The sequence below is a fragment of the Pseudomonas sp. 5C2 genome, from assembly GCF_034314155.1.
In the GTDB taxonomy this organism is placed as follows: domain Bacteria; phylum Pseudomonadota; class Gammaproteobacteria; order Pseudomonadales; family Pseudomonadaceae; genus Aquipseudomonas.
Genome location: NZ_JAVIWH010000003.1, coordinates 853,553 through 867,362, shown reverse-complemented (window position 1 = coordinate 867,362; position 13,810 = coordinate 853,553). Strand labels below are relative to the sequence as shown.

The window sequence follows — 13,810 nt, the reverse complement described above, 5'->3', positions numbered from 1 at the left end:
GCCTTTGCAGTGTAGTCAGGCTGTAGCTTTTTTGCCTATGTATCTCTGGCCGGTCGTCATTTGGCTTCGGGCGGCAGCTCTGGCAGGGCGCGAAGTGCCTGTTCGTACCACTCAGTATTGAAAGGACGGTCCTCTTCAAGCAACGCATCAATTTCAACCGCCAGCACGTGGGCCATAAGCTGGAGGATTTCTGCACGCTCGTAACCCACCAGGGTGAGTTTGTTGAACGTGGCTTTGGCAGCGGGTGGATTGTCGCTTTCGATCTGGTTTTCGATGGCCTGAGTCAGGGTCGATTCAGCGAATTCTTCGTCATCGTCGTTGTTGTCAATTTGATCGGTCATAAATGTTCCTGAAAAAAGAAGGCTGTGTAGGAGCGCGCTTGCAACTCCGCGCTCCTGCAGGCTTTTATTTTAGCGGGTTGCCAGCAGCGCCTTGCCACGCACCACGGCCGCTTTGACCTGGGCGGGAGCCGTGCCGCCGATGTGGTTGCGGGCGTTGACCGAGCCTTCGAGGGTCAGCACCGCGAACACGTCCTGATCGATCTGGTCGCTGAACCGGCGCAGTTCTTCCAGGCTCATCTCGGCCAGGTCCTTGCCGCTTTCCACGCCGTATTTCACCGCATGCCCAACGATTTCGTGGCAATCACGGAACGGCAGGCCGCGACGGACCAGGTAGTCCGCAAGGTCGGTAGCGGTGGAGAAGCCACGCAAAGCCGCTTCACGCATGATCGCGTGCTTGGGTTTGATCGCCGGGATCATGTCGGCAAACGCACGCAGTGAGTCGCGCAGGGTGTCGGCGGCGTCGAACAAGGGTTCCTTGTCTTCCTGGTTGTCCTTGTTGTAGGCCAGTGGCTGGCCCTTCATCAAAGTCAGCAGGCCCATCAATGCACCAAAGACCCGGCCGCTTTTGCCGCGCACCAGTTCAGGCACATCGGGGTTTTTCTTTTGCGGCATGATCGAGCTGCCGGTGCAGAAGCGATCAGGCAGATCAATGAATTGGAACTGCGCGCTGGTCCACAGCACCAACTCTTCCGAGAAGCGCGACAGGTGCATCATCGCCACGCTGGCCGCAGCGCAGAACTCGATGGCGAAGTCACGATCGGAGACGCTGTCCAGCGAGTTGCCGCCGACAGCATCGAAGCCCAGCAGCGTGCAGGTCAGTTCGCGATCAATCGGGTAGGTGGTGCCGGCCAGCGCCGCGCTGCCCAATGGCAAGCGATTGAGGCGCTTGCGGCAGTCGACCAGACGCTCGTAGTCACGGCTGAGCATTTCGAACCAGGCCAGCATATGGTGGCCGAAGGTCACCGGCTGTGCGGTTTGCAGGTGGGTGAAGCCGGGCATGATGGTCTCGGCTTCACGCTCGGCTTGCCCCAGAAGACCTTCTTGCAGGCGGGTGATTTCGGCCAGGATCACATCGATTTCGTCGCGCAACCACAGGCGGATATCGGTCGCGACCTGGTCGTTACGGCTACGTCCGGTGTGCAGTTTTTTGCCGGTGATACCGATGCGGTCGGTCAGACGCGCTTCGATGTTCATGTGCACATCTTCCAGGTCGATACGCCAGTCAAAATTGCCGGCTTCGATCTCGGACTGAATGGTTTTCAGGCCGTCGATGATGGTGTCGCGCTCGGCGTCGGTCAACACGCCGACGTGGGCCAACATGGTCGCGTGGGCGATGGAGCCCAGGATGTCGTGGCGATAGAGGCGTTGATCGAAGGTGACGGAGGCGGTGAAGCGGGCGACGAACGCGTCGACGGGTTCACTGAAGCGGCCGCCCCAGGACTGATTGGTCTTGTCGGTGCTCATGGGTTCGCTCGTTAGTCTGCAGGCTGCTGTTTAAAAAAATATGGCGTGGCCGATTTTGAAATGGGCGCAGCGATAATAACAGGGTTGCTGTTATTTTATCCTTGACCGGCTTGCCGCTGGGTCCCGTGACGCAGAGACTGGTCCAATGCGAAATAACCGTTTGAACCCGGGTGCAGCGCCAGCGCCCGGCAAAGAGTTCTTCTTGCCCGAACTGTGCCTGCCTCAGGCATTATTGGTGCTTGTGGTGCTGGCCGAACTATTAGTGATGGTGCTGGTGTTGGTCGAGCCCATGTACCCGATGTTCGATTGGGTGCGACTGGCGTTGATTTCGCTGTTTGTACAATGGATCGTGCTGCTCTCGGCAGCCTTGCTGTGCGGGCTTCGGCCTTGGCTGGCGCGCCTGCGTGCGGGTGTCGCAGGTCTTTTGTGTTGCGTGCTGGTGGTTGGCTTGACCCTGCTGTGCACGGCGGTGACCGACTATTGTGAGCTGGATGGATCGGCTTCAGTTGGCGCAATGGTCGAGCGTTATCTACGGTATTCGTTGATTGCCTTGATTATGTCTGCGTTGATGCTGCGTTACTTTTATCTGCAGAGTCAGTGGCGCAAACAGCAACAGGCCGAATTGGGGGCCAGGATCGAATCGCTTCAGGCGCGCATTCGTCCGCACTTTCTGTTCAATACGCTCAACAGTATTGCTAGTCTGGTGGCCAGCGATCCGGTCAAGGCCGAGCAAGCGGTGCTGGATCTTTCCGACCTGTTTCGTGCCAATCTTGCCAAGCCGGGGAGTTTGGTGACATGGCATGATGAGCTGGAGTTGGCGAAACGTTATTTATCAATTGAGCAATATCGTCTTGGCGAACGTCTACAGTTGGAGTGGGCAGTGAGTGCAATTCCAGACGACTTGCCGATTCCACAGCTAACCTTACAACCACTGCTTGAAAACGCCTTGATCTACGGGATTGCTCCTCGGGTCGAAGGCGGCGTAGTAAGGGTTGAAGCAACCTATAAAAAGGGAGAGTTCATATTGTGTGTCAGCAATCCCTATGACGAAGTCGCCAAAAGGCAGACTTCTAACGGTACTCATCAGGCGCTGGTAAACATTGGTGCACGCATTGCGGCACTTTTTGGTCCCCGCGCCAGTCTGAGCGTGGAGCGCCGTGACGGTCGTCACTTCACCTGTCTACGCTATCCTTGTGCGAGACTTACGCAGGAAGCCAAAGCAATATGAATGTCCTGATCGTTGATGACGAACCCCTGGCCCGCGAGCGACTAAGCCGCCTGGTCAGCGAACTCGAGGGCTATCGGGTCCTCGAACCCAGCGCCACCAATGGTGAAGAAGCCTTGGCGTTGATCGACAGTCTCAAGCCTGATGTCGTGTTACTCGATATCCGTATGCCCGGCCTGGATGGTCTGCAAGTCGCCGCTCGATTGTGCGAGCGCGAGACGCCGCCCGCGGTGGTGTTTTGCACCGCCCATGACGAGTTTGCCCTGGATGCCTTTAAGGTTAGCGCCGTGGGTTATCTGGTCAAACCGGTGCGTGCCGAGTATTTGCTCGAAGCTTTGAAAAAAGCCGAACGACCCAATCGGGTGCAGCTGGCGGCATTGACCCGGCCAGCAGCCGAAAGCGGCACTGGCCCGCGGAGCCATATCAGTGCGCGAACCCGCAAAGGCATTGAACTGATTCCGCTCAACCAAGTGATTTATTTCATCGCGGATCATAAGTACGTGACCCTGCGCCATGAAGGCGGCGAGGTGCTGCTGGACGAGCCACTCAAGGCGTTGGAGGATGAGTTCGGTGATCGTTTCGTGCGTATCCACCGTAATGCACTGGTCGCCCGTGATCGCATCGAGCGCTTGCAACGTACGCCTTTGGGCCATTTCCAGCTGTTTCTCAAGGGCCTCAATGGTGATGCGTTGATCGTCAGCCGTCGGCATGTGGCCGGAGTGCGCAAGATGATGCAACAGTTGTAAAACGGCGCGGGCAAGCCCTTGCAGGAGTGCGCTTGCCGGCCGTAGCGGTTTGTTGAGTGCCTAAATGTTGATCCTGCAGATGCCATCTCGGGCAAGCGCGCTCCTACTGAGGTAATGGCTGAGCTGTTATTATCCGTCAAATCTATCAAGTACGGATTTACCCATGTCCTCTCGCGAAATCCGCATTGCTACCCGCAAAAGTGCGTTGGCCCTGTGGCAGGCCGAATACGTTAAAGCCCGTCTGGAGCAGTTTCATCCAGGGCTGGTCGTGACGCTGGTGCCCATGGTCAGTCGTGGCGACAAACTGCTCGACTCGCCGTTGTCCAAAATTGGCGGCAAGGGTTTGTTCGTCAAAGAGCTGGAAACGGCCCTGCTTGAGCATGAAGCCGACATCGCGGTGCACTCGATGAAAGACGTGCCCATGGACTTCCCCCCAAGCCTTGGCTTGTTCTGCATCTGCGAGCGTGAAGACCCACGCGACGCTTTTGTGTCCAACACGTTCTCCAGCCTGGATCAGTTGCCTGCGGGCAGCATCGTCGGCACGTCGAGCCTGCGTCGCCAGGCCCAATTACTGTCGCGTCGACCTGATCTGGAAATCCGTTTCTTGCGGGGTAACGTCAATACCCGACTGGCGAAACTGGATGCCGGCGAGTACGACGCGATCATCCTTGCCGCCGCCGGTTTGATTCGTCTTGGTTTCGAAAACCGCATCACCTCGGCAATCAGCGTCGACGACAGCTTGCCCGCTGGTGGCCAGGGTGCGGTTGGCATCGAATGCCGTAGCGCGGACACTGAAATTCATGCCTTGCTCGCACCGCTGCATCATGCCGACACGGCTGTGCGGGTTACCGCCGAGCGCGCCTTGAACAAACACCTGAATGGCGGTTGCCAGGTTCCTATTGCCTGTTACGCCATACTTGAAGGCGAGCAGGTCTGGTTGCGTGGTTTGGTGGGCGACCCTGCGGGAGGTCTGCTGCTCAACGCTGAAGCCCGAGGCCCGCAATCCGAGGCTCAGGCACTGGGTGTGCAGGTCGCTGAAGCGTTGCTGGCCCAGGGCGCGCAAGCCATTCTGCAAGCGGTGTATGGCGAGGCAGGCGAAGAGTGACCGGTTGGCGCCTGCTGTTGACCCGTCCTGCGCAGGAATCGGCAGCGCTGGCGACAGTGCTGGCCGAGGCCGGCATTTATAGCAGTAGCCTGCCGTTGCTGGACATCGAGCCGCTGGCGATTACGCCGGCGCAGCGCTCGATCATTTTCGATCTGGACCTTTACCGCGTGGTGATCGTGGTCAGCAAGCCGGCCGCACGTCTGGGTTTGGCGTTGATCGACGAGCTCTGGCCGCAACCGCCGATACAGCAATGGTTCAGCGTTGGCGCGGCGACCGCGCAGATTCTTGAAGACTATGGCCTGGACGTCACTTATCCCGCGCGCGCCGACGACAGCGAAGCCTTGCTTGCGCTGCCGCAGTTGCAGCAAGCGCTGGCGCTGCCGGGAGCGCGCGTATTGATTCTGCGTGGGGAAGGTGGCCGGGAGTTGCTGGCCGAGCGGTTACGCGATCTAGGTGCTAGTGTCGACTATCTGCCGTTGTACCGACGTAATCTGCCGCATTATGCAGTTTCGGAGTTGCCACGACGCATCGCAGCGGAACGCTTGAACGGCCTGGTGGTCAGCAGTGGGCAGGGGTTTGAACACCTGCGTGAATTGGCGGGCGATGCCTGGCCTGATGTGGCCCGGTTACCGCTGTTCGTACCGAGCCCCCGGGTTGCCGAGTTGGCTCATGCCGCCGGGGCCCGGACAGTTGTTGATTGTCGTGGCGCTAATGCCGCGGCTTTGCTGGCGGCGTTACGGGAACACCCCGGGCCCGCCCTCTAGACGTAGCAAAGGCGAACTCTTTCAGAATAGAGTCGTCATTGATGTGACTGCGCCCTAATGCAAAGGATGGATACGTGAGCGAAACAGTCTTGCCTAAAGAGAATCTTGAACCGCGGCTTGAAGCGCCTGCGCCAATGTCGACCGAGCCTTCAAAGCGCCGTGGCAATAGCTTGGTGATTTTAGCGTTACTGCTGGGGGCTGCGGGTGTTGCTGCTGGTGGGTGGGGTGTCTGGCAGGTGCGCATTCTGCTGGCGGGCCATCAGCAACAGTCGGGGCAATTGCAGGATATTGGCGCGCAGACTCAGACGCTCAAAGAGAACGAGCTCCAGTTGGCGATGCGTCTTGCACAGTTGCCTGCAGCGGATGAACTGGAAAATCGTCGGCGGCTGGTCGCCCAGCTTCAGGGCGATCAGCAGCGCCTGAGCCAGCGCCTGGAAACCGTGCTGGGTGCCAGCCGAAAAGACTGGCGACTGGCCGAGGCCGAGCATCTGGTACGTCTGGCGAGTTTGCGCTTGTCGGCGCTGCAAGACATCAACAGTGCTCAGGCGCTGGTGCAGGGTGCGGATGAAATCCTTCGCGAACAGGATGACCCGGGTTCCTTTGCCGCACGCGAGCAGTTGGCTAAAAGCCTGGCTGCGTTGCGCAGCGTGGAGCAACCTGATCGCACCGGCCTGTTTCTGCAATTGGCGGCCTTGCGTGATCAGGCCGCACAGCTCAATGCGTTGGCGCCCGAATATGAAGACAAGGGCGGGTCGTTGCTGGGATTGACCTCCGACAGTGACACCTCCAGTCGTTGGGTGCAGTGGTGGGATAAAATCTCGCACTACATTCGTATTGACTTCAATGCGGACAAGAACATCCGTCCACTGTTGGCCGGACAGAGCCTGACACAGGTTCGACTGGCTTTGACCCTGGCGCTGGAGCAAGCTCAGTGGGCAGCCCTCAATGGCGAGCCGCAGGTGTATACCCAGGCCCTGACTGAAGCGCGCAGTGTGCTGCTCGGTAATTTCAATCAGGACAACCCGCAAAGCAAGTTCCTGGACGAGCGCATTCAAGCCCTGATTACTCAGCCGGTATCGGTGATGACACCCGATCTAGCGCAAAGCCTGAGCGCCGTGCAGGCTTACCTTGAGCGTCGTCATGCGTCTGTCGAGCAGCCTGCCGCACCTGCCAAGCAGGAGGCCCGTCCATGAAGCGTGCCTACCTGATCCTGTTCGGGGTGATTGTTGTCGCGGCGTTGATTGGCGTCGCTATCTCCGAGCACTCAGGCTACGTGTTGATCGCGTACCAAAACTTCCGTTACGAATCGAGCCTGTGGGCAACGCTGGCGCTGCTGGTGGTGATCTGGCTGGTGGTTTTCCTGCTGCGGGCTTTGTTCAATCTGCTGACAGCATCGGGTGGGGTGGTCAATCCGTGGTCGCGGTATAACCGCAGCCGTCGTGTGCAACTGGCGATCGAGCAAGGTCAGATGGACCTCGCCGAGGGCCGTTGGGCCAGTGCCCAGCGCCACCTCCAGCGTGCCGCCGAAGCTGAGCGTCAGCCGCTGTTGTATTACCTGGGCGCTGCACGCGCGGCAAATGAACTGGGCCGTTACGAGGACTGTGACAACCTGCTTGAGAGAGCGCTGGAGCGCCAGCCGCAAGCCGAGCTGGCGATTGCGTTGAGTCATGCGCAGTTGCAGCAGGATCGTAGTGACATCGAGGGTGCACTGGTGACCTTGCAAGCGATGCATGACCGCCATCCGCATAACGCCCAGGTGTTGCGCCAGTTACAGCGTTTGTATCAGCAGCGAGGGGATTGGTCGGCACTGATTCGACTGATGCCCGAGCTGCGCAAGGACAAAGTGCTGCCGCCGTCTGAGCTGGCGGAGCTTGAGCGCCGTGCCTGGGGTGAGAATCTCTCCCTTGCAGCGCAACGCGGGGAGGAAGGCGAAGCGGGTCTGCAGTCGCTCAACAAAGCCTGGCAACAGCTCACGTCGGCACAACGTCAGGAGCCGCCGCTGGTCTTGGCCTATGCCGAGCAATTACGTCAGCTGGGCGCCGATGCCGAGGCGGAAGAGGTGCTGCGTACAGCACTCAAACGCGACTACAACAGTCATCTGGCCCGTCTTTACGGATTGTTGCGGGGCCGCGATCCCGCGCGACAACTGCAAACAGCTGAAGGTTGGCTCAAAAGTCACCCTAATGATCCAAGCCTGTTATTGACGCTGGGTCGTCTGTGCCTGCAAAGCAGTCTGTGGGGCAAGGCGCGGGACTATCTGGAAAGCAGTCTCGGCCAGCAGCGTAACCCAGAGGCTTGCGCCGAACTGGCTCGCTTGTTGGCGCAACTGGGGGAGACCGAGCGCAGTAATCAGCTGTTTCAAGAAGGTTTGGGCATGCTTGACGAGCGTTTGCTGGCACGTCCGCTTCCGGCAGTGGGTCGGGCCTAGGCTGGTTGGGTGTGTCCGCCCCATTTTGTAGGAGGCGTCCTGCCGCCCAGTAGGGCGCAGGAATGATCTTGCAGAGAGCGGTATTTATTCCGTTCAACTGCGTCGGCACATGCCTACATCATTGCAGAAGTATCGCTATGCCCTCGCCTTGAAAGGGTTATGCGCTTTCCTCTACCGTAATGGCCCTCGCACTCTGTTACGGATTAGCCATGCACCTGGCCCGCTCGCGTTCTCTGTTCCTCTTGGCATTTATTGTCAGTGTGTTTGTCACTTGCGTAGCGTTATATCTGGAGTATGGCGTAGGGCTTCGGCCCTGCTCGCTGTGTATCCTGCAGCGCGCCTTTTTGATCACTTTCGGTGTCGTCTGCCTGGTCGCGGTTGTACATTCGCCTGATAAGGCCGGTTGGCGGATGTACTCGTTTATCGCCTTGCTCTGCGCCCTTTCGGGGGCGGTGGCGGCGGGGAGCCAGGTCTTACTGCAAAGCCCGCTTCGGGGCGACGTGGCGGCCTGCCTGCAAGCGCAGAACGCTTCGCAGGAGGCGATGCCCCTGTTCCTTGCGCAGGCATTTGAATGCGCCGCCGGCTGTACTGAAATCCATTGGTCGCTGCTGGGTATGAGCGTTGCCGAATGGAGCCTTTTGGCGTTCGCCGGCATGATTTTTTTTGCGGCTTACCCGTTGTTTCAGCGCGTCGGCGTCGGCGCGAACGATGCACAGGAAGCCTGAAATACGGGTAAATATTAAACGCTTGTATGAACTTTATCTCCTGCGTACCTTGATGGGGTTGGCGTGCGGGCATAATCTTGGCCGCACGCGTCATTGGAAATATGCTGCCTACCTGGCTTTATCAGACCCGTCTCTGTCATCGAGATTTATTAGAACGTCTGGAGGCGGGTACAGAGCAGCATGACCCTGAAGGGAAGAGAGATCATCATGTTGGAAAGTTGTCAGAATGCTCAGGAGCGTTGGGGCGGGGTCAATCTGCTGATCGATCGCTGGTTGCAGGAGCGTCACGAGCTGGTTCGAGCCTACGGTGCTCTCGGCGGGACGCCCGAGGCGTTGGCGGATGACCGCGTATCATTGCAGAAATTCTGCGAAATTCTGGTCGATTACGTTTCAGCGGGGCATTTCGAGGTCTACGAACAGCTGACCAATGAGGCCAAGGCCTTCGGCGATGAGCGTGGCCTTGAGTTAGCCGAAAAGATTTATCCGCGCCTGGATGTCATCACTGAAGTGGCGTTGGCGTTCAATGATCGCTGCGACAAAGGCGATTGTACCGATGGCGAAGTCGTTGCCGTTGAGCTCAAGAAGCTGGGCGGTCTACTGCATGAACGCTTCGAACTCGAAGACTGCCTGATCGAAGTGCTGCATACATCCCATGAAATAAAAGACGTGGCCCAAGCCTGAAGTCTCGACATTACCGGGCGCGCGCCCTGCGCCCCGGTTTCTGATACCCCGCTCTTACGGAGCGACACCCAATAGCTCAATATCGAACACCAGCGGCGTGTAAGGATCAATCAGATCCCCGGCGCCCTCTGCGCCATAGGCTTGCGCGGAAGGAATGACCAGCCGCCATTTCGCACCTACCGGCATGCCTTGCAATGCGCTGGTCCAGCCAGCAATCACGCTATCAAGGCGGAACCATTGCGGTTGGCTGTTTTGATCGAAGATGGTCCCATCCGGCAACCGACCTACATAGCGCACTTGCACTCGGTCCGAAGTCGTCGGTTTTGGACCGTTGCCAGGTGTCAGCTCTGTCAGCAGAATCCCGTCCTCCAAGACACGAACGCCCGGCTTGGCTTTTTCGCTGTCCAGGAAGCGTTGCTCGGAACTCATCGCAATTTCGCTTTGCGGCTCTGGTGGCGGACTGTCTTCTGCCTGCGCCATGGAGGCATCATGGTCTCTGAGTATCTGTTCAATGCGTTCATCTTTAAGCGCGAGCGGCTTGCCTTCATAGGCCCGCTGCAGTCCTTCGATCAGTGCCGGAAGCTGCAGGTTCGGAACCTCCTGGCGCAGGCGCTCGCCAAGGCTCGCGCCCAGACTGTAGGCCAGGTCATGGTCATTGGCAGGGGTGGCAGTTTCAGCAGCGTGAGCGAGTGGTAGCAAGAGAAACAGAGACATTAATACGTAACGCGACATGGTGCTCTCCAGCCTGGGAAGAGGGCAATTATGCCAGTGCAATCGCTAAGGTGTTGCTCGGTATGAAAGGAATTTCATGAGGTTGTCACACGCTCCTCTACCAACTTTCATCCCGTCGTGAACCGCACGGCCATTGTTACTGTCAACATGGCCTAGCGGCGGTGCAGGCAGAGGTCTAGTATGAGCCGCAATCAAGCCAGCCAGGAGGTCAGTCATGTCGGCCCAAAAGAAGCCAGTAAACACCCCATTGCATTTGCTCCAACAGCTCTCGAGCAGCCTGCTCGAACATCTTGAAACTGCTTGTTCCCAAGCGATGGCTGATGCTGAAAAATTGCTCGCCAAATTGGAAAAGCAACGCGGTAAAGCTCAAGAAAAACTGCACAAATCCCGTATCAAACTGCAGGATGCCGCTACCGCCGGTAAAGCCAAGGCGCAAGCCAAAGCCAAGCAGGGTGTGTCTGAACTTGAAGAGCTGCTCGATGCGCTGAAATCTCGTCAGTCCGAAACCCGCACTTACATTCTGCAGCTCAAGCGCGATGCTCAAGAGAGCCTGAAGCTGGCTCAGGGCATTGGTCGTGTCAAAGAGGCCGTGGGTAAAACCTTGAGCCTGCGTGATGCAAAACCGGTAGCCGTAAAAGCCTCTGCACCTGCAGCCGCCAAAGCTCCGGCTAAAACAGCCGCCGCGAAGGCTCCTGTAAAAGCGGCAGCAAAAGCTCCGGTCAAGGCGCCTGCCAAACCCGCTGTTAAAGCGCCCGTCGTAGCCGCCAAGCCAGCCGTAAAAGCTGCCGCCAAACCTGCCGCGAAAAAAACGGTTGCTGCAACCGCTGCTAAACCTGCTGCCAAGCCGGTCGTCAAACCTGCGGTCAAGGCACCTGTTAAAGCGGTCGCCGCCAAGCCGGCAGCCAAACCTGCTCTGGCTAAAGCGCCAGCTGCCAAGGCTCCCGCCAAAGTGGTTGCCAAGCCTGCTGCAGTGAAACCAGCCGCCAAGCCTGTTGCAAAACCTGCAACGCCGTCAGCGTCGACCACGCCGACTGCCGTTGCCCCTGCAGCAGCGCCAGCTACTGGCAACGTCACACCTGTCAGCGCTTCCTAAGGCTGGTTCGCCTCGACGCGCAGCACGTGCAGCGCGTCGAGGTTCTGGGGGGCAGCGTCGCCAGCAAGACCTTCCAGCCACGCCATCAGATCTTTCGTTGTCCCTGCTGACCAGTCCTGCGTCAGTGCTTCAAGCCGCGAAAGCAATTCGCGCTCGGCCTCCAGTTCCAGCCCCTTTACCTGCTCGCGCAACTTCCCCCACTCGACGTCATTGACCGCCGCTGCTCGCCAACGGATGCGTAATGCCCTGAGTGGTTGCACCACTTCATCGTGCCAGGGCGTGGCCAATTGTCTGATTTCCCGCAAACGGTCGGCGGTGCAAGCCACTCCACGTTGCCCCAGCCAGGCACCACACAGCAGGGTGCAGACGTTGGCCCCGCTGGCTTGCAGGCGCAGGCATGCCTGTTCCACACCCGGGCGGGTATAAAGAATGAGGGTGAAACTCCACAGATCAGAAGGCATAGTCATCTACTTGTTTCGGACGAAGCTGGTAGACTCCGCCGCCATTATGATTCGACTTCAAAACCTGACTTTACAGCGTGGCCCGCAACGTCTGCTAGAAGACGCTGAGCTGACCCTGCACCCCGGCCATAAAGCCGGCCTGATCGGCGCCAATGGCGCCGGCAAATCGAGCCTGTTCGCTTTGCTGCGGGGTGAACTGACCCCGGACGGCGGCGATTGCCTTGTGCCTGCCGATTGGCGCATTGCTCACATGCGCCAGGAGGTCGACACGCTCGATCGCCTGGCCGTGGACTATGTTCTGGACGGCGACTTGCGCCTGCGCCAGGTACAGAGCGATCTGGCAGCCGCCGAAGCCGCGCATGATGGCGCCGCCCAAGCGCGCTTGCATGCCGAGCTGGACAGTGCCGACGGCTACACTGCCGATGCACGAGCGCGAAAGTTGCTTGCCGGGCTGGGCTTTACCAATGAACAGACAGAACGTCAGGTCGGAGATTTCTCCGGTGGCTGGCGGATGCGTCTGAACCTGGCGCAGGCGCTGATGTGCCCGTCGGACCTGTTGCTGCTCGATGAGCCGACCAACCACTTGGACCTCGACGCCATTCTTTGGCTCGAAGACTGGCTTAAGGGCTATACCGGCACCCTGTTGCTGATCTCCCACGACAGGGATTTCCTTGATGCGGTGGTGGATCACATCGCTCACGTCGAGCAGAAAAAAATCATTCTTTACCGCGGGGGCTACAGCGCCTTCGAGCGGGCCCGTGCCGAGCGTCTGGCCCAGCAGCAGCAAGCCTACGACAAGCAACAAGTGCAGCGCGCGCACATGGAGAAATTCATTGCACGCTTCAAGGCTCAGGCGACCAAGGCCCGTCAGGCTCAAAGTCGGATCAAAGCCCTTGAGCGCATGGAAGAGTTGTCCGCGGCGCACGTCGATTCGCCGTTCGACTTTACCTTCCGTGAGTCCGATAAAATTTCCAGCCCGCTGCTCGATCTTTCGGATGCGCGTTTGGGCTACGGCGAAAGGGCCGTACTGGAAAAGGTCAAATTGCAGCTTACGCCGGGTGCGCGAATCGGTTTGCTCGGTCCTAACGGGGCGGGTAAATCGACGCTGATCAAAAACCTCGCGGGCGAGCTTGAGCCGTTGAGCGGGCGATTGGTGCGTGGCGAAAACCTGATCGTTGGCTACTTCGCTCAACATCAGCTGGACTCCCTCGACTCCAAAGCCAGCCCGCTGTTACACCTGCAACGTATTGCGCCGACCGAGCGCGAGCAAACCTTGCGCGACTTCCTCGGTGGTTTCGACTTCCGCGGTCCGCGTCTGGACGAGCCGGTACTGAATTTCTCCGGCGGCGAAAAAGCGCGTCTGGCGTTGGCCTTGATCGCTTGGGGCAAGCCAAACCTGTTGCTGCTCGACGAACCGACCAACCACTTGGATCTGGAAATGCGCCTGGCTTTGACCATGGCCCTCCAGGAATTCAGTGGCGCGGTATTGGTGGTTTCCCACGACCGGCATTTGCTCAAAAGCACCACCGACGATTTTTTGTTGGTGGCCGATGGGCTGGTGCAGACCTTCGATGGCGACCTGGAAGATTACGCGCGCTGGCTGGTGGACTACCGTCTGCGCAATGCACCGGTTAGCAACACGCCGGTCAATGCCGATAAAACCGACAAGAAAGCCCAGCGCCAACAGGCTGCCGCTTTGCGTCAACAGCTGGCACCGCACAAGCGTGAGGCTGACAAGCTTGAGCGCGACCTCGGCACGTTGCATGAAAAGCTGACCAAGGTCGAAGCCGCATTGGCCGACAGTGCGAATTACGAGGCGGCGAACAAAGACAAGCTGCGGGACCTGTTGGCCGATCAAGCCAAGCTGAAGGTGCGTGAAGCCGAGCTTGAAGAAGCCTGGATGGAAGCCCTCGAGCTGCTTGAAGGCATGCAGGCCGAGCTGGAAGCCTTGTCCTGATCAATGCGCGTGCATGTTTTGCATTGGCACGCAGGCCTTAAAAATAAATAGTCATTTTTCGGCGCAAACATTAGCTTAGAAGGCATTC

14 protein-coding genes are annotated in these 13,810 nt (G+C 58.6%); 10 read left to right on the top strand and 4 right to left on the bottom strand.

The window, feature by feature from the left end; genetic code table 11:
* Positions 1–56: 56 nt before the first annotated feature.
* The gene (locus RGU44_RS18810; RefSeq protein WP_322176968.1) at positions 57–341 is read right to left on the bottom strand and encodes a hypothetical protein; all 285 of its coding nucleotides are present in this window, start codon (positions 339–341) and stop codon (positions 57–59) included.
* Positions 342–410: 69 nt separating this feature from the next.
* The gene (gene argH, locus RGU44_RS18805) at positions 411–1,805 is read right to left on the bottom strand and encodes an argininosuccinate lyase (RefSeq protein WP_322176967.1); all 1,395 of its coding nucleotides are present in this window, start codon (positions 1,803–1,805) and stop codon (positions 411–413) included.
* 145 nt (positions 1,806–1,950) lie between these two features.
* On the opposite strand from argH, the gene RGU44_RS18800 reads away from it, so the two are divergent.
* The 8 genes from RGU44_RS18800 to rsd all read left to right on the top strand — a co-directional run bounded on the left by RGU44_RS18800 (position 1,951) and on the right by rsd (position 9,479).
* A complete protein-coding gene (locus RGU44_RS18800; protein WP_322218535.1) occupies positions 1,951–3,033 on the top strand; it encodes a sensor histidine kinase in 1,083 nt (360 codons plus the stop codon).
* Positions 3,030–3,776, top strand: a complete 747-nt coding sequence (locus tag RGU44_RS18795; RefSeq protein WP_322176965.1) for a LytTR family DNA-binding domain-containing protein — start codon at positions 3,030–3,032, stop codon at positions 3,774–3,776. Before RGU44_RS18800 ends, RGU44_RS18795 begins: the two co-directional genes overlap by 4 nt.
* A gap of 163 nt (positions 3,777–3,939) precedes the next feature.
* On the top strand, positions 3,940–4,881 hold the full coding sequence (gene hemC / locus RGU44_RS18790) for a hydroxymethylbilane synthase (protein ID WP_322218532.1): 942 nt from the start codon (positions 3,940–3,942) through the stop codon (positions 4,879–4,881).
* Positions 4,878–5,645 carry a uroporphyrinogen-III synthase gene (locus RGU44_RS18785; protein WP_322176963.1) on the top strand — a complete coding sequence of 256 codons (768 nt, stop codon included), beginning with the start codon at positions 4,878–4,880 and terminating at the stop codon, positions 5,643–5,645. Before hemC ends, RGU44_RS18785 begins: the two co-directional genes overlap by 4 nt.
* 134 nt (positions 5,646–5,779) lie before the next feature.
* Positions 5,780–6,838, top strand: a complete 1,059-nt coding sequence (locus RGU44_RS18780; protein ID WP_322182938.1) for a uroporphyrinogen-III C-methyltransferase — start codon at positions 5,780–5,782, stop codon at positions 6,836–6,838.
* The gene (locus tag RGU44_RS18775) at positions 6,835–8,073 is read left to right on the top strand and encodes a heme biosynthesis protein HemY (RefSeq protein ID WP_322218529.1); all 1,239 of its coding nucleotides are present in this window, start codon (positions 6,835–6,837) and stop codon (positions 8,071–8,073) included. The genes RGU44_RS18780 and RGU44_RS18775 overlap by 4 nt, the downstream gene beginning before the upstream one ends.
* A 209-nt stretch (positions 8,074–8,282) precedes the next feature.
* The gene (locus RGU44_RS18770; RefSeq protein WP_322218526.1) at positions 8,283–8,798 is read left to right on the top strand and encodes a disulfide bond formation protein B; all 516 of its coding nucleotides are present in this window, start codon (positions 8,283–8,285) and stop codon (positions 8,796–8,798) included.
* 207 nt (positions 8,799–9,005) lie between these two features.
* Positions 9,006–9,479, top strand: coding sequence for a sigma D regulator (gene rsd / locus RGU44_RS18765; protein ID WP_322176960.1), 474 nt, complete (start codon positions 9,006–9,008; stop codon positions 9,477–9,479).
* Between the two features lie 54 nt (positions 9,480–9,533).
* Here the strand turns inward: rsd and RGU44_RS18760 are convergent, their stop codons facing one another.
* On the bottom strand, positions 9,534–10,211 hold the full coding sequence (locus tag RGU44_RS18760) for an FKBP-type peptidyl-prolyl cis-trans isomerase (protein ID WP_322176959.1): 678 nt from the start codon (positions 10,209–10,211) through the stop codon (positions 9,534–9,536).
* Positions 10,212–10,425: 214 nt separating this feature from the next.
* On the opposite strand from RGU44_RS18760, the gene RGU44_RS18755 reads away from it, so the two are divergent.
* Positions 10,426–11,304 carry an AlgP family protein gene (locus RGU44_RS18755; protein ID WP_322218523.1) on the top strand — a complete coding sequence of 293 codons (879 nt, stop codon included), beginning with the start codon at positions 10,426–10,428 and terminating at the stop codon, positions 11,302–11,304.
* On the opposite strand, the gene RGU44_RS18750 is transcribed toward RGU44_RS18755, so the two are convergent.
* Entirely contained in the window at positions 11,301–11,765 is a 465-nt protein-coding gene (locus tag RGU44_RS18750) for a TIGR02444 family protein (RefSeq protein ID WP_322278477.1), read from the bottom strand. The two genes, RGU44_RS18755 and RGU44_RS18750, sit on opposite strands and share 4 nt — an antisense overlap.
* Positions 11,766–11,811: 46 nt before the next feature.
* Here RGU44_RS18750 and RGU44_RS18745 point away from each other — a divergent pair, with 46 nt between their 5' ends.
* A complete protein-coding gene (locus RGU44_RS18745; RefSeq protein WP_322176956.1) occupies positions 11,812–13,722 on the top strand; it encodes an ATP-binding cassette domain-containing protein in 1,911 nt (636 codons plus the stop codon).
* The last annotated feature ends 88 nt before the right edge of the window (positions 13,723–13,810 follow it).

Coding starts and splice junctions, on each gene's coding strand:
- RGU44_RS18810 (WP_322176968.1), bottom strand. CDS start 341: ATGACCGATCAAATTGACAACAACGACGATGACGAAGAATTCGCTGAA.
- argH (WP_322176967.1), bottom strand. CDS start 1,805: ATGAGCACCGACAAGACCAATCAGTCCTGGGGCGGCCGCTTCAGTGAA.
- RGU44_RS18800 (WP_322218535.1), top strand. CDS start 1,951: ATGCGAAATAACCGTTTGAACCCGGGTGCAGCGCCAGCGCCCGGCAAA.
- RGU44_RS18795 (WP_322176965.1), top strand. CDS start 3,030: ATGAATGTCCTGATCGTTGATGACGAACCCCTGGCCCGCGAGCGACTA.
- hemC (WP_322218532.1), top strand. CDS start 3,940: ATGTCCTCTCGCGAAATCCGCATTGCTACCCGCAAAAGTGCGTTGGCC.
- RGU44_RS18780 (WP_322182938.1), top strand. CDS start 5,780: ATGTCGACCGAGCCTTCAAAGCGCCGTGGCAATAGCTTGGTGATTTTA.
- RGU44_RS18775 (WP_322218529.1), top strand. CDS start 6,835: ATGAAGCGTGCCTACCTGATCCTGTTCGGGGTGATTGTTGTCGCGGCG.
- RGU44_RS18770 (WP_322218526.1), top strand. CDS start 8,283: ATGCACCTGGCCCGCTCGCGTTCTCTGTTCCTCTTGGCATTTATTGTC.
- rsd (WP_322176960.1), top strand. CDS start 9,006: ATGTTGGAAAGTTGTCAGAATGCTCAGGAGCGTTGGGGCGGGGTCAAT.
- RGU44_RS18760 (WP_322176959.1), bottom strand. CDS start 10,211: ATGTCGCGTTACGTATTAATGTCTCTGTTTCTCTTGCTACCACTCGCT.
- RGU44_RS18755 (WP_322218523.1), top strand. CDS start 10,426: ATGTCGGCCCAAAAGAAGCCAGTAAACACCCCATTGCATTTGCTCCAA.
- RGU44_RS18750 (WP_322278477.1), bottom strand. CDS start 11,765: ATGCCTTCTGATCTGTGGAGTTTCACCCTCATTCTTTATACCCGCCCG.
- RGU44_RS18745 (WP_322176956.1), top strand. CDS start 11,812: ATGATTCGACTTCAAAACCTGACTTTACAGCGTGGCCCGCAACGTCTG.